General features: G+C 65.1%; 19 protein-coding genes and 1 pseudogene. 11 read left to right on the top strand and 9 right to left on the bottom strand.

Annotated features, from left to right (window positions below):
• Positions 1 to 27 precede the first annotated feature (27 nt).
• From P6U27_RS01555 to P6U27_RS01540, 4 genes are all read right to left on the bottom strand, one after another.
• Complete coding sequence (locus tag P6U27_RS01555) at positions 28 to 810, bottom strand: molybdopterin-binding protein (RefSeq protein ID WP_122400362.1); 783 nt, start codon at positions 808 to 810, stop codon at positions 28 to 30.
• A 14-nt stretch (positions 811 to 824) separates the two neighbouring features.
• On the bottom strand, positions 825 to 1454 hold the full coding sequence (locus P6U27_RS01550; RefSeq protein WP_129145060.1) for a cytochrome b/b6 domain-containing protein: 630 nt from the start codon (positions 1452 to 1454) through the stop codon (positions 825 to 827).
• 183 nt (positions 1455 to 1637) lie between these two features.
• Positions 1638 to 2192 (bottom strand): fasciclin domain-containing protein, encoded by a 555-nt coding sequence (locus tag P6U27_RS01545; RefSeq protein WP_407193589.1) that lies wholly within the window; start codon positions 2190 to 2192, stop codon positions 1638 to 1640.
• Between the two features lie 301 nt (positions 2193 to 2493).
• A complete protein-coding gene (locus P6U27_RS01540; RefSeq protein WP_129145058.1) occupies positions 2494 to 3255 on the bottom strand; it encodes an SDR family oxidoreductase in 762 nt (253 codons plus the stop codon).
• Between the two features lie 87 nt (positions 3256 to 3342).
• Here P6U27_RS01540 and P6U27_RS01535 point away from each other — a divergent pair, with 87 nt between their 5' ends.
• Entirely contained in the window at positions 3343 to 4872 is a 1530-nt protein-coding gene (locus P6U27_RS01535) for a malonyl-CoA synthase (protein WP_129145057.1), read from the top strand.
• 117 nt (positions 4873 to 4989) lie between these two features.
• On the opposite strand, the pseudogene P6U27_RS01530 reads toward P6U27_RS01535, so the two are convergent.
• Positions 4990 to 5851: pseudogene (locus P6U27_RS01530) on the bottom strand (sulfite exporter TauE/SafE family protein).
• Positions 5852 to 6360: 509 nt separating this feature from the next.
• Between P6U27_RS01530 and sdhC the strand changes: the two are divergent.
• The 10 genes from sdhC to P6U27_RS01480 all read left to right on the top strand — a co-directional run bounded on the left by sdhC (position 6361) and on the right by P6U27_RS01480 (position 18369).
• A complete protein-coding gene (gene sdhC / locus P6U27_RS01525; RefSeq protein ID WP_027561807.1) occupies positions 6361 to 6759 on the top strand; it encodes a succinate dehydrogenase, cytochrome b556 subunit in 399 nt (132 codons plus the stop codon).
• Positions 6756 to 7160 carry a succinate dehydrogenase, hydrophobic membrane anchor protein gene (sdhD, locus tag P6U27_RS01520; protein ID WP_122400356.1) on the top strand — a complete coding sequence of 135 codons (405 nt, stop codon included), beginning with the start codon at positions 6756 to 6758 and terminating at the stop codon, positions 7158 to 7160. The genes sdhC and sdhD overlap by 4 nt, the downstream gene beginning before the upstream one ends.
• Positions 7161 to 7163: 3 nt before the next feature.
• Entirely contained in the window at positions 7164 to 8999 is a 1836-nt protein-coding gene (gene sdhA / locus P6U27_RS01515; RefSeq protein ID WP_407193588.1) for a succinate dehydrogenase flavoprotein subunit, read from the top strand.
• 107 nt (positions 9000 to 9106) lie between these two features.
• On the top strand, positions 9107 to 9889 hold the full coding sequence (locus tag P6U27_RS01510) for a succinate dehydrogenase iron-sulfur subunit (protein ID WP_122400354.1): 783 nt from the start codon (positions 9107 to 9109) through the stop codon (positions 9887 to 9889).
• A gap of 187 nt (positions 9890 to 10076) precedes the next feature.
• Positions 10077 to 12230, top strand: a complete 2154-nt coding sequence (locus P6U27_RS01505; protein WP_129145055.1) for a hybrid sensor histidine kinase/response regulator — start codon at positions 10077 to 10079, stop codon at positions 12228 to 12230.
• Between the two features lie 49 nt (positions 12231 to 12279).
• Complete coding sequence (locus P6U27_RS01500) at positions 12280 to 14226, top strand: ABC transporter ATP-binding protein/permease (RefSeq protein WP_122400352.1); 1947 nt, start codon at positions 12280 to 12282, stop codon at positions 14224 to 14226.
• A gap of 150 nt (positions 14227 to 14376) precedes the next feature.
• Positions 14377 to 15201, top strand: coding sequence for an FkbM family methyltransferase (locus P6U27_RS01495; RefSeq protein WP_162500060.1), 825 nt, complete (start codon positions 14377 to 14379; stop codon positions 15199 to 15201).
• A 24-nt stretch (positions 15202 to 15225) separates the two neighbouring features.
• On the top strand, positions 15226 to 15612 hold the full coding sequence (locus tag P6U27_RS01490; RefSeq protein WP_122400350.1) for a VOC family protein: 387 nt from the start codon (positions 15226 to 15228) through the stop codon (positions 15610 to 15612).
• Positions 15613 to 15695: 83 nt separating this feature from the next.
• A complete protein-coding gene (locus tag P6U27_RS01485; RefSeq protein ID WP_162500532.1) occupies positions 15696 to 15938 on the top strand; it encodes a hypothetical protein in 243 nt (80 codons plus the stop codon).
• Between the two features lie 187 nt (positions 15939 to 16125).
• A complete protein-coding gene (locus P6U27_RS01480; protein WP_209294909.1) occupies positions 16126 to 18369 on the top strand; it encodes an OmpA family protein in 2244 nt (747 codons plus the stop codon).
• Between the two features lie 148 nt (positions 18370 to 18517).
• Here the strand turns inward: P6U27_RS01480 and argG are convergent, their stop codons facing one another.
• From argG to rlmN, 4 genes are all read right to left on the bottom strand, one after another.
• On the bottom strand, positions 18518 to 19855 hold the full coding sequence (gene argG / locus P6U27_RS01475) for an argininosuccinate synthase (protein WP_407193587.1): 1338 nt from the start codon (positions 19853 to 19855) through the stop codon (positions 18518 to 18520).
• An 89-nt stretch (positions 19856 to 19944) separates the two neighbouring features.
• Entirely contained in the window at positions 19945 to 20721 is a 777-nt protein-coding gene (locus tag P6U27_RS01470) for a phosphatase PAP2 family protein (protein WP_129145052.1), read from the bottom strand.
• 180 nt (positions 20722 to 20901) lie between these two features.
• Positions 20902 to 21396 (bottom strand): hypothetical protein, encoded by a 495-nt coding sequence (locus P6U27_RS01465; protein ID WP_122406318.1) that lies wholly within the window; start codon positions 21394 to 21396, stop codon positions 20902 to 20904.
• 131 nt (positions 21397 to 21527) lie between these two features.
• Positions 21528 to 22721 (bottom strand): 23S rRNA (adenine(2503)-C(2))-methyltransferase RlmN, encoded by a 1194-nt coding sequence (gene rlmN, locus P6U27_RS01460; protein ID WP_122400346.1) that lies wholly within the window; start codon positions 22719 to 22721, stop codon positions 21528 to 21530.
• Positions 22722 to 22744: the final 23 nt, after the last annotated feature.

Here is a 22744-nt window from a genome sequence, read left to right as displayed (position 1 = left end):
TTGCGCTTTGCCCACCCTGCAGCGGAGCTAGCTCCCGCTGAACGAATTGTACCCCTGGTCTTCCCAGTAACCGCCTTTGTAGTCGTTGGTGACTTCCATCGAGACCACGTATTTCGGGTTCTTGAAGCCGAGCTTTGTCGGCACGCGGATCTTCATCGGGAAGCCGTAGGCGCGGGGCAAAATCTCGTTCGCGTATTTGAACGTCATCTGCGTCTGCGGATGCAGCGCGCTGCGCATGTCGAGCGGCGAGTTGTAGCCGTCCTTGTCGGCACACTGGAACCAGACATATTTCGCGCGCGTGTCCGCGCCGATCAGCTTGAGGAAATCGCGCAAGGGCGTGCCGGTCCAGCTGCCGATCGCGCTCCAGCCCTCGACGCAGATGTGGCGGGTGATCTGGGTGACCTGCGGCAATTGATAGAGCTCGTCCAGCGTCCAGGACTTCTTGTTGTCGACGAGACCGCGCACTTCGAGCTTCCAGTCCTTGCCGTCGACATCCGGGGCATCGTCGAGATCGTAATAGGCGTTGAACGGGAACGGCTTCGTGATCGCGCTCTCCGGGAAGGTCGGCGCCAACGCATCGGGATTGAAAATGAAGGACTGCACGGCGTCGTTGAACTTCGACACCTGCTTCAGCATCTCCTCGGCCGAGGAGGAGTCGACGACGTCGCAGCCGGTGAGCAGCGTCAGCGCGCCGAGGCTGGCGCCGCCCGCGATGAAGCGGCGGCGGGTGAGATCCGGCATCGTCTTGAGGGAGTCCTTGATCAGGAGCCGCTTGTCGACGCCGGGGATCAGGAATGAACGTTTGGCCATCACAACTCTCCTAATCAGCGCCCGATGATCATCGCGCGCAGGCTCTTCGGCACCAGCAGCGCGAGCAGGACGTGGATGACGAGGAACGCGCAGATCGCGGCCATGCAGAAGAAATGCACATAGCGCGCGGTAGGATAGTCGCCGAACAGCATCACGAGGTAATACAGCTGCACCGGCTTCCACATGCCGAGGCCGGAGAGCACGATCAGCACGCCGACCACGATGATGCCGGCATAGAGCAGGCGCTGCACGTAATTGTAGACGGTGAGATCGTCATGACCGAGCTTGAAGGTCAGAGCCGCCCTGACGTCGTGAAGCACGCCGGATGGCGTGATCGGCAGCAGTTTTTTCCGGAAGCGTCCGGTGGCAAAACCGGTGATGAGATAAGCAAGGCCGTTGATCATCAACAGCCACATCGCCGCAAAATGCCAGAGCAGGCCGCCGCCGAGCCAGCCACCGAGCGTGTACTCGCGCGGGAAGCTGAAGCCGAACAGCGGCGAGGCATTGTAGATCTGCCAGCCCGACAGAATCATCAGGATCATGGCGAGGGCATTGATCCAGTGCATGACCCGGACCCAGGCCGGCTGGATCACTTTGGCCGGGGTGGCGCTGACCTGCTCGTCAGTGACTGTGAGGCTCGACATGATGGTTCCGTCCTGGCGATCGTCTAACGATAATTATACGCCGCTGCGTCCGCTTTCGTTACGCCTCTCGCGTCATGGAATCGATGCCGCGAGGCTATGGCGGTCACAAAAAAGCGAGCCGGGCACCCCCGGCTCGCCGTCTCAAAGCGTCCTGTTCGGGGGATGAAACAGGGGCGCGCGGTGTTACGTCGCCGGCATCAGCACGGTGTCGATCACATGGATGACGCCGTTCGACTGGTTGACGTTGGAGATCGTCACCATGGAGGTGCCGCCCTTGGCATCGACGATCCAGGTCTTGCCGTCCATCTTCTTGACCGTCAGTTCCTCGCCCTCCGTGGTCTTCAGCTTCTTGCCGTCGGTGAGGTCGGAGGCCTCGAGCTTGCCGGGCACGACGTGGTAGGTGAGGATCTTGGTCAGCGTCGCCTTGTTCTCGGGCTTGACCAGATTGTCGACGGTGCCGGCCGGCAGCTTGCCGAAGGCGGCGTTGGTCGGCGCGAACACCGTGAATGGTCCCTTGCTTTCCAGCGTCGGCACCAGGCCCGCCGCCTTCACCGCCGCCACCAGCGTGGTGTGGTCCTTGGAATTGACTGCGTTCTGCACGATGTTCTTGGACGGGAACATCGCGGCGCCACCGACCATGACGGTCTTCTCCTCGGCGCGCACCGGCGCGACGACGGTCGCGGTGACGGCGATGGCGCTGAAGGCGGCGGCAGCGAGATAGGCAATGCGCTTCGACATGGAAAGTCTCCCGATTGAATAGAGGCCGGCGATGGCCGGTGTTTGAGTTGGGCAACAACGGCGGCTGCGGCCGTGTGAAGTGATGCAGCAGTGCCGTCGTTGGACCGAACTACGGGAGGGTCTGCGATACGGTTTCGAGGAAAAATTCTTTGTGATGCGTGAAACTATGTGGGGAGATGTTCGTGTGGTGGCTCAGGCGTCATTGCGAGGAGCGAAGCGGCGAAGCAATCCAGACTGTCTCCGCGGATCTATGCCTGGATTGCTTCGCTTCGCTCGCAATGACGAGGTCGCGCGACCTTGGCTAATCCCTGTTGTTCGGCGTCTGGATGAAGCCGCGATTATGCGTGGGGCTGATCAGGAGCTCGTTGATGCAGACGCGCGGCGGCATCGAGGCGATGAAGGCGATGGTGCGGCCGAGGTCTTCCGGTTGCAGCATCGTGGCCTGCTCTTCCTCGCTTGGCACCACCGGGCGCAGCTTCAGGATCGGCGTCGCCACCTCGCCCGGCATCAGGCAGCAGGCGCGAAGCCCATTGACGCATTCGTCCATGTTGAAGGAATGGGTCAGCGCCAGCACCGCATGCTTGGTCGTGGTGTAGGCCGGGCCCGGCATCTTGGAGACGTGGCGGCCGGCCCAGGACGAGACGTTGATGATCGAGCCGTCCTGCTGCTTGCGCATCGTCGGCAGCACCGCGCGCATGCAATAGAGCACGCCGTTGAGATTGACCTGGACCAGCTTGTCCCAGCCCTCCAGTTCCATGTCCTTCCAGCTGCGCTTGGGAACATTGATGCCGGCATTGTTGACGAGCAGGTCGATGCGGCCGTGCCTGGCGACGATCTGATCGGCTGCCTTCTGGGCCTCCACGGCGTCGGACACGTCGAGTGCAATGGCCTCAGCCGCTCCGCCCGCGTTACTGATCTTGACAACTACGGTATCCAGGGCGTCCTTGCGTCGCCCGGACACCACCACCGTCCAGCCGTCAGCCGCGAGCGCCTCTGCGCCGGCCTCCCCGATCCCGCTGCCGCCTCCGGTGACCCAGGCCACGCGTTTCCCGTTTTTTGACATGCAAACTGTCTCCGTTGCTTCATCGGGGCGGTTTTTGCTAATCCAGCCCTCGATTTTTGACCGGCCTCCGCCGGCGAGGAATGTTGCATGAACCAAGCTGCCAACGCCAACCTGTTTTCCCGCCTGTTCGACGGCCTGGACGATCCGAAACGCCTTGCGATCGAGACGCATGACGGCGCCCATATCAGCTATGGCGACCTGATCGCGCGCGCCGGGCAAATGGCGAACGTGCTGGTCGCCCGCGGCGTGAAGCCCGGCGATCGCGTCGCGGTGCAGGTGGAGAAATCCGTGGCCAACATCGTGCTGTATCTCGGCACGGTGCGCGCCGGTGCAGTCTATCTGCCGCTCAACACGGCCTACACGCTGAACGAGCTCGACTACTTCATCGGCGATGCCGAACCGTCGCTGGTGGTCTGCGATCCCTCCAAGGCGGAAGGGCTCGGCCCGATCGCCGCCAAGGTGAAGGCCAAGGTCGAGACGCTCGGGCCTGACGGCAAGGGCTCGCTGACGGAGGCTGCCGACAAGGCAGGCAGCGAATTCACGACGGTGCCGCGCGCGAGCGACGATCTCGCCGCGATTCTCTACACGTCAGGCACAACCGGCCGATCCAAGGGCGCGATGCTGACCCACGATAATCTGGCGTCGAACTCGCTCTCGCTCGTCGACTACTGGCGCTTCACCGACAAGGACGTCTTGATCCACGCGCTGCCGATCTACCATACGCACGGCCTGTTCGTGGCGACCAATGTGACCCTGTTCGCCCGCGCCTCGATGATCTTCCTGCCGAAGCTCGACCCTGATTTGATCATCAAGCTGATGGCGCGCGCGACGGTGCTGATGGGCGTGCCGACCTTCTATACGCGCCTGCTGCAAAATCCCGCGCTGTCGCGCGAGACCACGAAACACATGCGGCTGTTCATCTCGGGCTCGGCGCCGCTGCTGGCCGAGACCCATCGCGAATGGTCGGCGCGCACGGGCCATGCCGTGCTCGAGCGCTACGGCATGACCGAGACCAACATGAACACGTCGAACCCCTATGACGGTGAGCGCGTGCCCGGCGCGGTCGGGTTCCCGCTGCCCGGTGTCTCCCTGCGTGTGACCGATCCCGAGACGGGCAAAGAGCTGCCGCGCGAAGAGATCGGCATGATCGAGGTGAAGGGCCCGAACGTATTCAAGGGCTACTGGCGGATGCCGGAGAAGACCAAGGCCGAATTCCGGCCCGACGGGTTCTTCATCACCGGCGACCTCGGCAAGGTCGATGCGAAGGGTTACGTGCACATCCTGGGCCGCGGCAAGGATCTCGTGATCTCCGGCGGCTTCAACGTGTACCCCAAGGAGATCGAGAGCGAGATCGACGCCATGCCCGGCGTGGTCGAGTCGGCCGTGATCGGCGTGCCGCATGCCGATTTCGGCGAGGGCGTCACCGCGGTGCTGGTCTGCAACAAGGGCGCCGATGTCAGCGAAGCCTCGGTGCTCAAGGCGCTCGACGGCCGCCTCGCCAAGTTCAAGATGCCCAAGCGCGTCTTCGTGGTCGACGAGCTGCCGCGCAACACCATGGGCAAGGTGCAAAAGAACATTTTGCGCGAGACGTACAAGGATATTTACGCGAAGAAATAAGGAGCGCCCTCTCGTCTCGTCATTGCGAGGAGCTCTTGCGACGAAGCAATCCAGGCTGCCTCTGCGGAAAGATTCTGCATTGCTTCGCTGCGCTCGCAATGACGGTGGGTGCGGCGGCTACTGCCCGCCCAGCAAGCTCAGCACGAACCTGCTACCCACAATGAACAGATAGCAGCCGAACGCGACTTCCAGCATGCGCTTCGACATCGCGTGCGCGGCCTTCACACCCAGCGGCGCGGTGACGAGGCTCATTGGCATCACCAGCACGGCGCCGATCAGCGAGACGTAGCCGAGCGCGAACGGCACCTGCAGCGCGGCGACGGTCGGATAGCTCGCCGCGGCGGGCCAGCCAGCGTAGACATAGCCGAGCGCGCCGGGAATCGAAATCAGCACCGCGAGCGCCGACGAGGTCGCCACCGCCTGATGAATGGGACGGCTGTAGAAGGTCATCAGGAGGTTCGAGAACAGACCGCCGCCGATGCCCATCAGCGTCGAGAGAATGCCGACGCAGAAGCCGTAGACGCGCATCAATGGCCCCTTCGGCAGGTCGTCGCCGAACTTCCAGCCTTCGCGCGCGAAGACGAGACGGGCCGCCGCCGACAAGGCGACGCCGACGAACACGATCTTGAACAGCCGCTCCGGCGCGACGCGCGCGACCACGCTGCCGGCGATGACGCCGATCAGGATCGGCACCCACCAGACGCGCAGGATCGCCATGTCGACCGCACCGCGCTTGTAGTGCGCCTGGAACGATCGGATCGAGGTCGGGATGATCACCGCGAGCGAGGTGCCGACGCACAGCGGCATCCGCACCTCCAGCGGCACACCGCTCGATGCGGAAGCATTCGTAGAACACCGGCACGAGGATCGCGCCGCCGCCGATGCCGAACACGCCGGCCAGAAATCCCGAGAGCGCGCCGGTTGCGATCAGCAGCAGCGCGAGCTCGACGATCTCCTTGATATCAAGACCTGCAACCACCCCTGACTTGCCCCCGGCGACTTGGTCGCAACTTCTCCGCCACGCACGTTCGGAGAGCCATCTGCGGTGGTTTAGGCGATCTGATTCCCACGGTCGACACGCAACGTCGGCCGGCTGGGGTGGAATGCAGGGTGCGCATATCCGGACCAGACCCGAATGCGATCAAAGCTCAGCAGATTGGCGCCCGGCCGAGGCGCGCTGCCGGCGTTTTGGCTGAGCTCCGGCTGGGTTAGACGGCATGGTCCGTTTGGAGGTGTTCCAATAGCAATTTCAACGCGCCTCGGCGCTTTGGAAAGACATGAATGAATGTTCGGTTCTTTGTTGGCGGACAGAGGCTCTGGTATACCAAGCCCCTGATTGGTCTTGTTTCATCAAGGCTGTAGAGCTGAACCCTCGTTCGATTTATGGCGATTTGGTGATTGCGCAGGCGGAATCGACTCCGTAAATAGAGCCGACCTCTCGCGATCCCCGCGCGCGCCCTCAAGGGCCGCCATACAACATCAAAGCCCATGACCGCACGGATCGAACGACCGCTTTCACCACACATGCAAGTCTACCGCTGGACGCTGACGATGGCCCTATCCATCGTCCACCGCGCCACCGGTATCGCCCTTTACGTCGGAACCCTGCTGCTCGCCTGGTGGCTGATCGCGGCGGCCTCCGGCCCCGCCGCCTATGCCCATGTCCAGGCCTTCACCGGCAGCATCATCGGCCGACTGATCGTGTTCGGCTACACCTGGGCGCTGATGCACCATATGTTGAGCGGCATTCGGCACTTCGTCTGGGACCTCGGCTACGGCTTCAAGGCCAATGAGCGCGAGGCCCTGACCTGGGGCGCAGCGATCGGCGGCATCGCCCTGACGGTGCTGATCTGGATCATCGCCTATGCAATCGGAGGCGGACGATGAGCGCGACCGATACGCCCAAGCGCAGCATGCGCACCCCGCTCGGCCGCGTCCGCAATCTCGGCGCGGCGCATTCCGGCACATCCGATTTCTGGCGGCAGCGCCTCACGGGGGTGGCGATGACGCTGCTGATGATCCCGGTGCTGGTGATCATCATGATGCTGCTCGGCCGCAACCAGGCCGGCGCCAAGCAGATCCTCGGCTCGCTGCCGGTCGCCATCATCATGGTGCTCTTCATCATCGCCAGCGCCTGGCACATGAAGATCGGCATGCAGGTCGTGATCGAGGACTACGTCCACAACGAGAAGCTGAAGCTCACCGCGATCATACTCAACAACTTCTTCTCGATCGCGGTCGCGCTCGCCTCGATCTACGCGATTCTCCAACTGTCATCCGGAGTGTAACCCATGGCCAACGAGACGAATGGCAAGGGCAACGGCGCTCCCGCCACCTACGGCAAAGCCTACCCGATCGAAGATCACACCTATGACGTCGTCGTAGTCGGCGCCGGCGGCGCGGGCCTGCGCGCGGTGGTCGGCTGCAGCGAGGCGGGCCTCCGCACCGCCTGCATCACCAAGGTGTTTCCGACCCGCTCGCACACGGTCGCGGCGCAGGGCGGCATCTCTGCTTCGCTCGGCAACATGCACAAGGACGACTGGCGCTGGCATATGTACGATACCGTGAAAGGGTCGGACTGGCTGGGCGACCAGGACGCGATCGAATACATGGTGCGCAACGCGCCCGACGCGGTCTACGAGCTCGAGCATTGGGGCGTGCCGTTCTCGCGCACCGAGGACGGCAAGATCTATCAGCGTCCGTTCGGCGGCATGACCATGGACTACGGCAAGGGTCAGGCGCAGCGCACCTGCGCCGCCGCCGACCGCACCGGCCACGCCATGCTGCACACGATGTATGGCCAGTCGCTGCGTCACGCGGCCGAGTTCTTCATCGAGTTCTTCGCCATCGACCTGATCATGGACGACCAGGGCACCTGCCGCGGCGTCATCGCGCTCAAGCTCGATGACGGAACGCTGCATCGCTTCCGTGCCCAGACCGTGATTCTCGCCACCGGCGGCTACGGCCGCGCCTACGCCTCCTGCACCTCGGCGCACACCTGCACCGGCGACGGCGGCGGCATGGTGCTGCGCGCCGGCCTGCCGCTCCAGGACATGGAGTTCGTCCAGTTCCACCCGACCGGCATCTACGGCTCGGGCTGTCTCGTCACCGAGGGCGCCCGCGGCGAAGGCGGTTATCTCGTCAATTCCGAGGGCGAGCGCTTCATGGAGCGTTACGCGCCGTCGGCCAAGGACCTCGCCTCGCGCGACGTCGTTTCGCGCGCGATGACCATCGAGATCCGCGAAGGCCGCGGCGTCGGCAAGAAGAAGGACCACATCTTCCTTCACCTCGACCATCTCGATCCCGCGGTGCTCTCCGAGCGCCTGCCGGGCATCTCCGAATCCGCAAAAATCTTCGCCAATGTCGACGTGACGCGCGAGCCGATCCCGATCGTGCCGACCGTGCACTACAATATGGGCGGCATCCCCACCAACTATCACGGCGAAGTGCTGACCAAGAAGGACGGCGACGACAACGCGGTGATCCCCGGCCTGATGGCGATCGGCGAGGCCGCCTGCGTCTCCGTGCACGGCGCCAACCGCCTCGGCTCCAACTCGCTGATCGACCTCGTCGTGTTCGGCCGTGCCGCAGCGCTCCGCCTGGCCGAGAAGCTCACGCCCAATGCCAAGCAGCCCGAATTGCCGGCGAACTCGGCCGAGATGGCGGTCAGCCGTCTCGACCATTACCGCTACGCCTCCGGCGGCACCCCGACCGCGAAGCTGCGCGAGGGCATGCAGCACGTGATGCAGAACAATTGCGCGGTGTTCCGCACCGGCGAAGTGCTGAACGAAGGCCAGAACCTCATCGCGAAGGTCCACAGCGGCATCACCGACATCGCCGTGTCCGATCGCTCGCTGGTGTGGAATTCGGACCTCGTCGAGACGCTGGAGTTCGATAATCTGATCTCGCAGGCCGTGGTGACGATGAACTCGGCCGCCAACCGCACCGAGAGCCGCGGCGCCCATGCCCGCGAGGACTTCTCCGAACGCGACGACAAGAACTGGATGAAGCACACGCTGGCCTGGCTGGACGATGCCGGCAAGGTCAAGATCGAGTACCGCCCGGTTCACGACTACACCATGACCAACGACGTACAGTACATCCCGCCGAAGGCGCGCGTGTATTGAGCGAACAGTAGCCGTCATTCCGGAGCGATGCGCAGCATCGAATCCGGAATCTCGAGATTCCGGGTCTGGTCCTTCGGACCATCCCGGAATGACGAAAGGTTAGAGCAATGGTTGAATTCGCACTTCCGAAGAACTCGAAGATCACTGGCGGCAAGACCTGGCCGAAGCCCGCGGGCGCGACCGAGCTCCGCGAGTTCAAGGTCTATCGCTGGAATCCTGATGACGGCAAAAATCCGAGCGTCGACACCTATTACGTCGACACCAATGATTGCGGTCCGATGGTGCTCGATGGCCTGATCTGGATCAAGAACCACATCGACCCGTCGCTCACCTTCCGCCGCTCCTGCCGTGAAGGCGTCTGCGGCTCCTGCGCCATGAACATCGACGGCCAGAACACGCTGGCCTGCACCCGCTCGATGCACGACGTCAAGGAAGGCGCGGTCAAGATCAACCCGCTGCCGCACCAGCCCGTGGTGAAGGACCTCGTCCCCGACCTCACCAATTTCTACGCGCAGTACGCCTCGGTCGAGCCCTGGCTGAAGACGACCTCGCCGACGCCGCAGAAGGAATGGCGCCAGAGCCACGAGGATCGCGAAAAGCTCGACGGCCTCTATGAGTGCATCCTCTGCGCCTGCTGCTCGACCTCCTGCCCGAGCTATTGGTGGAACAGCGAGCGCTATCTCGGGCCCGCCGCGCTGCTCCAGGCCAACCGCTGGGTCTCCGATTCGCGCGACGAAGCCACCGGCGAGCGGCTCGACAATCTCGAGGATCCGTTCCGGCTCTACCGCTGCCATACCATCATGAACTGCGCCAAGGCCTGCCCGAAGGGCCTCAACCCGGCCGAAGCCATCGCCGAGCTCAAGCTCAAGATGGTCGAGCGGCAAATCTGAGACGAAGGTCATCCTTCCACCCCGGCCCAGACCGGCCGGGGTGTTCTGCAATTGGCTTAAATTCGAGCAGAATTTTCTCAATCCCGCTGCACGTGCAAATTTTTAGATTGCAACCAGCCGCTCCAGCATAAGCTACTTCCTCACCTGCACAAGATTCGGTTAAGCTCCCACTCGGGACGGAGCGACTGTGCAGAGGGCGCAACGCAACTCGCTGAGGCTGTTGCAGTGGATGATGGCGGCATCCCTGGCGCTGCCGATTGCGCTGTTCGCCGTTGCCGCCACGATCTCCTACACATCGACCAAGGATATCGCCGACCGGGAGATCGAGCGCACGGTCGATGTCGCGCATGAGCACGCGCTCAAGGTGTTCGAGACCATCGACCGCAGCCTTGCCGAGCTCAACGAGGTCGTGCGCGGCCTTTCAGACGATACCATCCGCGCCCGAGAGCCGACGCTGCATCGCCGGCTGAAGCGGCTGACCGATTCGCTGCCGCAGCTCAAATCGGCCTGGATCTTCGATGCGCACGGAAAAGCTCTGGTCAACAGCCTTGTCTCGCCACCGCCGGACCTCGGCTTTGCCGACCGCGATTACTTCTATGCCCATGTCGACCAGACCATCGGCACCTTCATCGGCATGCCGCTGACGCCGCGTCCGCCCTATCAAGGTGCCCGCTTCTTCGGCGTGAGCCGCCGCCGTGACTCCGACGACGGCCGCTTCATCGGCGTGATCCAGGCCTCGGTCCTGCCGGAATATTTCGAGAGTTTTTACGCCAGAATTGGATCGGATCCCGGCAGCTTCTTCGCGATGGCACGCACCGACGGTGCGGTGCTCACGCATTTTCCCCGGCTTGACCACGACCTCCGGCTCGATCCGGCCGGCCCTGTAGGCCGGAAGATCGTGGCTCAACCCGAGCACGGCCTCATCACCGTGGCATGGCCCTCGGACGGCATCGAGCGGCGCATCGCCTACCGGCGCGTCGCCGAATATCCGATCTATGTCAGCGCCGGGCTCGAGACCTCGGCGATCCGCGCGCGCTGGTTCGCCACCATGGGCCAGCATCTGGTGTTCGGCATTCCCGCCACCGCACTGCTGTTTCTGCTGCTGGCGCTCGCCTTGCGGCGCACCCAGCACCTTCAGGCCGAAGCTGCAAAGCGGCGCGAGGCCGAGGAGGCGCTCAAGCACAGCCAGCGCCTGGAAGCGCTCGGACAGCTCACCGGAGGCGTCGCCCACGACTTCAACAATCTCCTGACGGTGATCCGCGCTTCGGTCGACCTTTTGAACCGGCCGCAGCTGACCGAGGAGCGGCGGCAGCGCTACATCACGGCCATCGCCGATTCAGTGGCGCGCGCAGCCAAGCTGACCTCGCAGCTGCTCGCCTTTGCACGGCGCCAGCCCCTCAAGCCGGAGGTGTTCGACGTCGGTGCGCGGGTGCAGTCGCTGCACGACATGCTCGCCACGCTGCTGGGTCCCGCGATCGAGATCGTCATGCAGCTGCCGGCGGAGCCGTGCCTTGTCAATGCCGATGCCAGCCAGTTCGAGACCGCGCTGATCAACATGGCGACCAACGCGCGCGATGCCATGCAGGGCAAAGGCAGGATCGTTTTCAGCGTCGAGGCAACAACGACCGTTGCGGACGCAACGGTGCAGCTTTCGGCCAGCCCGGCCATGACAGAGCATGGCTTCGTCCGCGTGACAGTCAGCGACACCGGCATCGGCATTCCCGCCGCGCGAATAGGGCGCATCTTCGAGCCGTTCTTCACTACGAAGCAGGTCGGCCACGGCACCGGTCTCGGCCTGTCCCAGGTGTTCGGCTTCACCCGGCAATCGGGCGGCGAGGTGACTGTCACGAGCGAGGTGGGGCAGGGCAGCACCTTCTCGCTCTATCTGCCGCGCGTCCCGCCGGACCTGTTGCCGCAGCGCCAGGCGCCCAACACTGCGCCGGCGGTGGCCGGCAGCGGCATGTCGGTGCTGGTGGTCGAGGACAATATCGAGCTCGCCAATTTCGCCGCCGATGGGCTCACCGAACTCGGCTACACCATCACGCTGGTCGACAATGCGACCGATGCACTCGCCGAGCTCGCCGTGGACGCGGATCGTTTCGATGTCGTGTTCTCGGACGTGGTGATGCCCGGGATGACCGGGCTCGATCTGGCGCAGGCGATCCGCGACCGCGGCATCGGCGTGCCGGTCGTGCTGACCACCGGCTACAGCCAGGCCCTGTCACAGGACGGCGCTGCCGGATTCGATCTCGTGCAAAAGCCCTATTCGATCGAGGAATTGTCGCGCGTTCTGCACCATGCGGCACGGCCGCGACGCGTGCGCGACGGCGCCGCCGAGTGATCAGCCGGAACCCAGGGGAACCGTTTGATTTCCTTTGCGTTGTCCGCTCATGCACAAGCCGGCCGCAACGCGCGAACAGGGCAAACAGCCGCCCATTGTCGAGATCAAAGGCGAGAACGGCGATGAAGTGACACCGCCGCCGCCCGACCTGGTCGAACCTGACCCCGAGCTCTCAACCGAGGAAGCCGAGCAGGCGCGCAAGGATTATCTGCTGACGCGGTTCTGGATCAGCGCGCGTGGCTTCTGGGGCCGCAACGGCAACCGCTTGGCCTGGCCGTTCTCGATCGGTCTCGGCGCGCTGATCGTCCTGACCGTCGGCTTCCAATACGGCATCAATGTCTGGAATCGCGCGATCTTCGACGCCATCGAGAAGCGCGATGCGACGAGCGTCTTCCATCTCACGGCGGTGTTCTTCCCGCTCGCGATCGGCAGCATCGTGCTCGCCGTCGCGCAGGTGTTCGCGCGCATGGGCATCCAGCGGCGCTGGCGGGCCTGGCTGACTGCGAGCGTGCTGACCAGGTGGCTCAAGAACGGGCGCTACTACCAGCTCAATCTCGTCGGCGGCGACCACCAAAATCCCGAATACCGAATCGCGGAGGATCTGCGGATTGCCACCGACTCTCCGGTCGATTTCCTCGCCGGCGTCACGTCCGCGCTGCTGTCGGCTGCGACCTTCATCGTCGTGCTCTGGACCATCGGCGGTGCGCTCACCGTCGTGCTCGGCGGCTCGTCCATCACGATTCCCGGCTTTCTGGTGATCGCCGCGATCCTGTACGCCGCGATCGCATCCGGCTCGATCGTGGCGATCGGCCGGCGCTTCGTGCAGGTCTCCGAGGAGAAGAACCAGGCCGAAGCTGATTTCCGCTACACGCTGACGCGCGTGCGCGAGAACGGCGAAAGTATCGCGCTGCTCGGCGGCGAGGAGGAGGAGCGCGACGGCATCGACCGCAATTTCAACCGCGTGCTGCGGCAGTGGGCGCGCCTCGCCGGCCAGCACATGCGCACTACGCTGGTGTCGCAGGGATCCAGCCTCGTTGCTCCCGTTGTCCCGCTTCTCCTCTGCGCGCCAAAATTCCTCGACGGCAGCATGACGCTGGGACAGGTGATGCAGGCGGCCTCCGCCTTCACCATCGTGCAGAGTGCGTTCGGCTGGCTGGTCGACAATTATCCGCGGCTGGCCGACTGGAATGCCTGCGCGCGCCGCATCGCCTCGCTGATGATGTCGCTCGACGGCCTCGAACGCGCCGAGCAGGGCGACGGCCTTGGCCGCATCAAGCGCGGGGAGACGCGCAACGACGCCATGCTTGAGATGAAGGATCTCTCGGTCACGCTCGATGACGGCACCGCCGTGGTCGGCGAGACCGAAGTCGTGATAGACCCGGGCGAACGGCTGCTCGTCGCCGGCGAGTCCGGCACCGGCAAGAGCACGCTGGTGCGCGCCATCGCAGGCCTGTGGCCATGGGGCGGCGGAAGCGTGAATTTGCATGCCGACCGGCGTCTGTTCATGCTGCCGCAGCGGCCTTACGTGCCCTCCGGCTCCTTGCGGCGCGCGGTCGCCTATCCCGGCGCCGCCGACCACTGGACCGTCGAGGAGATCGGCGAAGCCCTGCACAAGGTCGGCCTCGATCATCTCAAGGGGAAGATCGAAGAGGAAGGACCGTGGGACCAGACGCTGTCCGGCGGTGAGAAACAGCGCCTCGCCTTCGCACGGCTGCTGCTGCACAATCCTGATATCGTCGTGCTCGATGAGGCAACCTCGGCGCTCGACGAGCGGAGCCAGGACAAGATGATGAAGATGATCACCGGCGAGCTGCCGAAGGCGACCATCGTCAGCGTCGCGCATCGCGCCGAGCTGGAGGCTTTCCACAGCCGCAAGATCGTGCTGGAGCGGCGCAAGGGCGGCGCAAAACTCGTCAGCGACGTCGAGCTGATTCCGCGCAAGGGCAAGCGCAAGCTGCTCGGGCGATTGCTGCACCAGCGGAAGAAGGCAGCGTGATCCGAAGCCCGGATGAGCGAAGCGCAATCCGGGACCGGTCCGTCCACGCGCGAGAACACGCTGTAACGCTCCATCCAGGCTACAACCCGCCCATTGGAGTTGTCGCCAAAACCGGCTATGCATGCGCCGCCTGCAACGAGGACCTGCTGCTTGACGTCCGACAACGCCCCTTCGTCCGCGCCGTTCGGCGCGTTTGCCCCCAATGCGGCACAGGCTGCGATCATCCGCCTCGCGACGCGCTCGGGGCTGATGCGCGGCGCGTTCCGACCCTGGCTGTCGCGGCTGGTCAATCTGCTGCGCAGCGGCCCGCTCGACGTGCAGTATCAGGGCGCCTCGTTCCGCTTCTATCACCAGGGCAGCGCGACCGAGCGCGGCGCGCTGTTCAATCCCGACTACAATCTCGACGAGCTCGACTTCCTGCGCCAGCACACCCCTGCGGGCGGCGTGTTCGTCGATGTCGGCGCCAATGTCGGCACCTTTGCGCTGGTGATGGCGCGGCAGGTCGGGCCATCAGGCAAGGTGGTCGCGATCGAGCCGCATCCGCTGACCTTCGGACGGCTCTCCTTCAATCACGCCGCGTCGAAGACGCCGCAGGTGCGCCTGGTGCAGGCGGCCGCGGGGGACAGCGACGGCGAGCTGATGATCGAGAGCGGCGGCGGCAATCTCGGCGCCACTCACGTCGTCACCGGCTCGGCCGGTGCCGAGGCCATCAAGGTGCCGTCGCTACGCTTGATGCGCATTCTCGAGGAGGCCGGCGTCACAAAGGTCGATTCGCTCAAGATCGACGTCGAGGGCTTCGAGGACCGCGTGCTGATCGGCTTCTTCCGCGACGCGCCGCAATCGCTCTGGCCGCGCGCGGTCGTGATCGAACACCTGTCACGAAACGAATGGCAGCAGGATTGTATTGCCGACATGGTCGCGCGCGGCTTTACGATCGCACGCAAGACACGGAGCAATACGTTCCTGTCACGCTGACAAGGACGAACAGGAGAGGTTGCGATGATCGACCATCTGGGTTTCTCGGTCTCCGACTATGAGCGCGCAAAAACGTTCTATGCGAAGGCGCTGGCGCCGCTCGGCTATGGCCTGATCATGGAAGTGACGGCCGAGCAGACCGGTCACGCTGCGGCCGCAGGTTTCGGCGCCGACGGTAAGCCGGACTTCTGGTTCGGCGCGGAAGGCGCCATGAACAAGCCGGTGCACATTGCGATCGCAGCGAAGGACCGCGCCACGGTGGATGCCTTCTACAAGGCGGCGATCGCGGCCGGCGGCCGCGATAACGGCCCGCCCGGCATCCGCCCGCATTATCATGCCAATTATTACGGCGCCTTCGTGCTCGATCCTGATGGCCACAATATCGAGGCCGTCTGTCACGCGCCCGAATAACGCAGACTTCGAATCGATGTGGTGCGGAACATCAGCGCGACATGGTCGTTGTCGTTCTCTGGACAACGATCTCGATGATGCCGATGCCGATCGAACCGCCCGAGATTCCGCCATCGACGCCCGGCACTCCGACCGAGCCGCCGCCCGGAATTCCGCCGGGCAATCCACAGCCCGACATCACGCCGCCGACGCGCGAGCCCGGCGAAACACCGCGGCCGGATGAATTGCCCGGCCATATGCCGGAAGAGATTCCACGACGCGGACCGAACGGTCCGCTGACGCCCAATCCTGCGACGGACGCAGCTCCACCGCAGGATCACGTATGAGGCGAAGCATCACAGGTGAGGCGATTGCAAGAAGCGTCTGAATGCGCAATGAACGTCACCATAGTGAGGTGATTTGCGTGCAGAAATAAATCGGACTGCGGTCGCATCGCCCGCCACAATGCGGCCTAACGCGTAGCTGTTCATCCCAACACTTTCGTCAAAGAACCTTCCGGGGAAGTTCACCACCATGACCAACCTTCGTATCGTGCTGCTTGCGACGACGGCTCTGACCGCGATGCAATTGGCAAACACCGCATCGCACGCGCAAAGCGCTTCGCCACTCGTGGTCGCACAGGCCCAGCCGCAAGAGACGGGCCCTGACGGAAAACCGAAGCAGCCGCCGAAGGGACCGCCCGGGGCCGCCCCACCTGCAGCACCCGCGCGCCCAGCGGCACCGCCGCCCGCGGCTGCACCGCCCCACCCGCCCGCAGCGCCCCCGCCGACAGCCGCACCGCCGCGCCCGGCAGCGCCGCCACCGCCTTCGCCTCCGCCTGCGGCCCGTCCGGCGCCCCCGCCGCCGCCGGCCGCTCCGAAGCAACCTGCGCCGCCTCCACCGCCGCCGGCCGCCCCGAAGCAACCTGCGCCGCCTCCACCGCCGCCGGCCGCCCCGAAGCAACCTGCGCCGCCTCCGGCCGCGGCCCCGCAGCAGCACGCCCCGACACCGCCTCCTCCGGCGCCGCCCGCGGCACGTCCTGCGCCCACGCCTCCGGCACCGCCTCCGGCCGCGGCTCCGCAGCAGCACGCACCCACCACGCCGCCGCCTGCGGCTCGCCCGACGCCACCCCCTCCTCCTCCGCCTCCGCCCGCCGCGGCTCCGTCGGCCCGGCCGACGCCTGCGCCCACGGCAACCCCGCCTGCTCCGACAGCTGCGCCCACGGCCCGCCCCGGCGCAGCTGCGCCGGCAGCCACGCCCGCTCCGACGGCGACACCAACGCCGACGCCGACCCCTGCGCCGACCGCAACGCCGGCTCCGGGCAGCACGCCTGGTGCACCGCCAGCCGGCCGCCCCGGCGCGCCTCCACCCGGCGCACGTCCCGGCGCGCCTCCGGCGGCGGGATCGCCAGCCCCCGGAGCCATGCCTGCTCCAACGGCAACGCCGGCCCCGAGCGGCACCGCGACGCCGCCGGCCGGACGTCCGGGATCGGCGACGCCGGCCCCAGGCCCAACCCCGGCTCCGACCGCGACGCCAACCCCTGGCCAACAGGGTGGAACGCCTCCTGCCGGCGCGCCCGCTGCCGGAACTCCGGCTGCGCCGCCGCAGGCCGGCAATCTCCCGCCCCGCCCCGCAGCTCCCGCCGGCGCCCCAGCACCAACTGTCGTCCCCGGCACGCCGGCCGCAGCACCGCCGCCGAACCGGGCGCAATACGCGCCGCCGACGGTCGCACCGGCCTTCCGCGCCGCGCCGACGGTCGCTGCACCGTTGCCGCCTCCGCCCCGCCCGCCGCAGCGTGACCTGACGCCGCTCGCGATCGGTGCGGGCGTGGTGGCTGGCGCCGTGATCGGCGCGACGATCGCCGACTACCGCAATCAGCGGCAGGAGGTCGTCGAAGGCGGACGCACCATCTACACCGAGCCGGATCGCATCATCATCCGCGACCCCGGCGGCCAGGAGTATGTCCGCGGCAACGATCTCTACCGCTTCCGTTACGGCGCCCGCGACATCCGCACCTTCAACGAGGGCGGCGAAACCCGCACCGTCGTGATTCGCCCTGATGGCAGCGAGGTCATCACGGTGGTCGGTCCGGACGGTTCGCTGCTGCGGCGAATCCGCAGGGACCCCGGCGGACGTGAGATCGTCATCATCGACAACAGCTACCGCGATCCGCGCTCGGTCGGCGGCTTCTATGTCGACGTGCCGCCGCCGGTCGTGAACATTCCCTATGATCGCTACATCGTCGACGCTGAGGAGGCGTCGCCGGACGTGATCTACGCGACCATGGAGGCACCGCCGGTACAGCGGATCGAGCGGCGCTATACGCTCGACGAAATCCGCTACAGCCCCAATGTTCGCATGCAGATGCCGAGCATTGACGTCAACACGATCAACTTCGAGACGGGATCGTGGACCATCCCGCCGGACCAGGTGGCCCGGCTCCAGGTGATCGCCGACGGCCTCAACCGGGCGATCCAGCGCAACCCGCGCGAGGTGTTCCTGATCGAGGGACACACCGACGCGGTCGGCAACGACGTCGACAATCTGTCGCTGTCGGATCGCCGTGCGCAGGCCGCGGCCGAGTTGTTGACGCAGCAGTTCGGCGTGCCCGCCGAGAACCTGACCTCGCAGGGCTACGGCAAGCAGTACCTGAAGGAGCAGACCGACGGACCGAGCCGGATCAACCGGCGCGTCACCGTCCGCCGCATCACGCCGCTGCTCAACGGCGGCACGGCCTCGCTGCCGCCGCCCCCGCCCGGCGCCGCGCCGCCGCGGTAAGGCGAAGCACAAACGCAAATGGCCGGGAGCGATCCCGGCCATTTTTGTTTTGGGCTCTCGTCATTGCGAGGAGATCCAGACTGTCACCGCCGAGAGATTCTGGATTGCTTCGCTTCGCTCAGCAATGACGAATGAAGCTACACCAGCTTCACCCCTTGTCGCTCTCGAGCCGGAAGATCTGCGAGCCCTCGCTGCCCGAGAGCAGGCCGGTGTCGCTGTAGAGCTTCAGCTTGGTGCGGGTGTCGGCGATGTCGAGGTTGCGCATGGTGAGCTGGCCGATGCGGTCGGCCGGCGTGAAGGCGGCGTCCTCGACCTTCTCCATGCTGAGCCGCTCCGGCGCATAGGTGAGGTTGGGGCTTTCGGTGTTGAGGATCGAATAGTCGTTGCCGCGGCGCAGCTCCAGTGTGACCTCGCCGGTGACGGCGCGCGCGACCCAGCGCTGCGCGGTTTCGCGCAACATCAAGGCCTGCGAGTCGAACCAGCGGCCCTGATAGAGCAGACGTCCCAGGCGCATGCCGCTGATGCGGTACTGCTCGATGGTGTCCTCGTTGTGGATGCCGGTGACAAGGCGCTCATAGGCGATGTGCAGCAGCGCCATGCCGGGGGCCTCGTAGATGCCGCGGCTCTTGGCCTCGATGATGCGGTTCTCGATCTGGTCGCTCATGCCGAGGCCGTGGCGGCCGCCGATCGCATTGGCTTCGAGGAACAGCGCGACGAGATCGGAGAAGGTCTGGCCGTTCAGCGCGGTCGGCTGGCCTTCCTCAAAGCGCACCACGACCGTCTCGGCCTTCACCGCGCAGTCATCGCGCCAGAACGGCACGCCCATGATCGGATTGACGATCTTGATGCCGCTGTCGAGGCTTTCGAGATCCTTCGCCTCATGGGTGGCGCCAAGCAAATTGCTGTCGGTCGAGTACGCCTTCTCCGCACTCATCTTGTAGGCGAAGCCCTGAGCGGTCATGAACGCCGACATCTCGGCGCGGCCGCCGAGCTCGTCGATGAACTGCTGGTCGAGCCAGGGCTTGTAGATCTTCAGGCCGGGATTGGTGAGCAGGCCGTAGCGGTAGAAGCGCTCGATGTCGTTGCCCTTGAAGGTCGAGCCGTCGCCCCAGATGTTGACGCCGTCCTCTTTCATCGCCGCGACCAGCATCGTGCCGGTGACGGCGCGCCCGAGCGGCGTGGTGTTGAAATAGATGATGCCCCCGGTCGAGATGTGGAAGGCGCCCGACTGGATCGCGGCGATGCCTTCGTGGACCAGCTGCGTGCGGCAATCGACGAGGCGCGCCTTCTCGGCACCGAACTCCATCGCCTTGCGCGGGATCTCGTTGTAGTCGGCCTCGTCGGGCTGGCCGAGATTGGCGGTGTAGGCGTAGCAGCGCGCCCCCTTCTGCTTCATCCAGAGCAGCGCCGCAGAGGTGTCGAGGCCGCCCGAAAAAGCGATGCCGACTTTCTCACCCTTGGGCAGGCTTTTCAGGATCGTGGTCATGGCGCGTCCAATCGGTCTCAAATAGCTGATGTTGTGGCTCGAGGGCGGCGAATATCAAATTTCGCGAGGCTCGGCACGCATTTAATGGCTCAAACCGAGGGCTCGGGACCGGTCTTGCGGCCGAACAGGCGCTGGCGGAGCCGGTAGGCGGGCATGTTCAGCCGGGTCAAGACGGCATCGACCGCATCGTCCGAAAACCGCGTCCGCGGCCAGCGGTAAATCAGCGCGTAGGCGAACCAGATCACGACGAAGGTCACGAGGCCCGCGATGGAAACGTCGGTGAAGAAGTGGCCACCGAAGGCCATGCGCAGCCCGCTGGTTACCGCGCCGAACACCACGGCGGCGGTATAGGCAAGTGGCCGCCACGCCGGCGGCGCCAGTGCGGCCGGCGCGAGCGTCCAGAATGCCGTTGCCCCTTCGCCGGAGAAGAACGAGCAGTTGCGTCCGCAGCCGCCGCGCGGATCCCACCAAGGCACGAATTGCTGATCGCCGGCAAACTCGGTCACCACCACCGGACGGGGACGGCCCCAGTAATTCTTGAACGTCAGGTTGGTCAAAATGCCGGCCGACATGGTCAACGTCACCAGCAGGAAAATGATCGTGCGCCCCGGCACCATCAGCGGCCGGTCCGGCCGGATCATCTTGACCACAAGCGCGACGATCGAGGGCAGGGCGAAGGCCCAGGCGATCCACATCGCCGCATCGCGCGCAAAGCCGGCCCATTCGTTCAGCTTGAGCGGAAACGTCCTGGTCGCGGGGTCGAAGAACAGCGCAGCGAGCTTGAGATCGAGCTCGGGATAGAGGCCGAAAACAAGGCCGATCACGAGCCAGAGCGCCAGGGCGATGAAGAGTCCAGTCCGGTTCATGGCGCGCGGTTTAGCGGAGTGGAAGGAGGATGGAAACCCTTTGCCACCGCCATTCCGGGATGGTCCGAAGGACCAGACCTCAGGTGCACAATTGCGCACCGGGGAATCTCGAGATTCTCAGGTGCGCAATTGCGCACCATAGTTCGATGCTTCACATCACCCCGGAATGACGCACATAAATTACCGCCCGTCCGGCCGCGACTGTGACGGCAGCGGCGGAGGCGGCTTGTGCGGAGGCGGCGGCTCGCGCCAGGCGCCGGCGTTGCGGCCGGCGATCAGCCAATAGACCACACCGGCGACGATGCCGGCGCCGGTCATGATCTCCAGGTGACGCCGCACGATGCCTTCGAACTGCAAGGTGTCGGCGTGAAACGGAACAAGGCCGAGATAGCAGGCGAGCCCGACGAGGCCGCCGCCGACGGCGTAAGCCAGCGCGCTGCGGATGTAGAGCGCTTCGGTGACGGCGACGATCACCGCCGCTGGCACCAGCGCGAAGCCCGAGACGAAGATGAAGCCAAAGCCGAGCAGGATATCGATCGCACCTTGATCGACGGGACCGGCGCCGAGATCTGCGAATTCCGGGAACAGCAGCGCGACGACGACGATCATGCCGCCGACGAAGCAGGCGGCGAGGAAGCCGATGAAGATGATGATGAGGCGGCCGATCAGGGACATGGCAAAAATGTCAACTCAGTCGCCATTGCGAGGAGCGCAGCGACGAACAATCCAGACTGCCGCCGCGGAGATATTCTGGATGCTTCGCTGTGCTCGCAATGACGGGGATGCGAGAGCGCGGACATAGAAAGCTAGTCCGTCATCGCCATGGCGCGCAGCGCCTGGCGCTCCCTGGCGCTGAGCTTCTCGGTCTCCGACTTGAGCTGGCCGCAGGCGGCGAGGATGTCGCGGCCGCGCGGGGTGCGGACCGGTGAGGAATAGCCGGCGTTGAAGATGTATTCGGAGAATTTTTCGATCTGATCCCAGTCCGAGCACTCATAGGCCGTGCCCGGCCAGGGATTGAACGGGATCAGATTGATCTTGGCCGGAATGCCCTTGAGCAGCTTCACCAGCAGCTTTGCATCGTCGAGCGAATCGTTGACGCCCTTGAGCATCACATATTCAAAGGTGATGCGGCGCGCGTTCGAGGCGCCGGGATAGTCGCGGCAGGCCTGCAAGAGCTCCTTGATCGGATATTTGCGGTTGAGCGGCACCAGCTCGTTGCGCAATTCATCGCGCACAGCATGCAGCGAGATCGCGAGCATGACGCCGATCTCCTCGCCGGCGCGCACGATGTTGGGCACCACGCCCGAGGTCGAGAGCGTGATGCGGCGGCGCGAGATGCCGATGCCTTCGTTGTCGCCGACGATGAGCAGCGCATCGCGCACCGCGTCGAAATTGTAGAGCGGCTCGCCCATACCCATCATCACGATGTTGGTGACGCGGCGCGTGCCGTCCTCGCGATCGGCCCAGTCGTTCAGGCGATCGCGCGCGACCATCACCTGTCCGACGATCTCGCCGGCGGTGAGGTTGCGCACCAGGCGCTGCGTGCCGGTGTGGCAGAACGCGCAGTTGAGCGTGCAGCCGACCTGCGAGGAGACGCAGAGCGTGCCGCGATCGGTTTCGGGGATGTAGACGCACTCGACTTCATGCGCCTTCTGGACGGCGTCGCCGCTCGGCAGCCGCAGCAGCCATTTGCGGGTGCCGTCATTGGAAATCTGCTCGGCCACGACTTCCGGCCGGTCGACGGTGAAATGCTGGGCGAGATCGGCGCGAATGCCCTTCGAGATCGAGGTCATCTCGTCAAAGCTCTGGGCGCCGCGGAAATAGATCCAGTGCCACAACTGCTGCACGCGCATCTTGCGCTGGGCCGGTGCAACGCCGATCTCGCCGAGGCGATCTGCAAGCTCGGCGCGCGACAGGCCGATCAGCGACGGCTTTGCCGGCGGCACATAGGTTTCGAGCGGAGTCTTCTCCACCAATGTTGCGTTGTGCGGCTCGGTCATCGCTTGCCTGAGATTGCTGCTGT

This window comes from Bradyrhizobium sp. STM 3566 (genome assembly GCF_045571445.1).
Classification (GTDB): Bacteria; Pseudomonadota; Alphaproteobacteria; order Rhizobiales; family Xanthobacteraceae; genus Bradyrhizobium; species Bradyrhizobium vignae.
The sequence above is the reverse complement of the archived record's forward strand: the minus strand, read 5'-3'. Positions and strand labels throughout refer to the sequence as shown.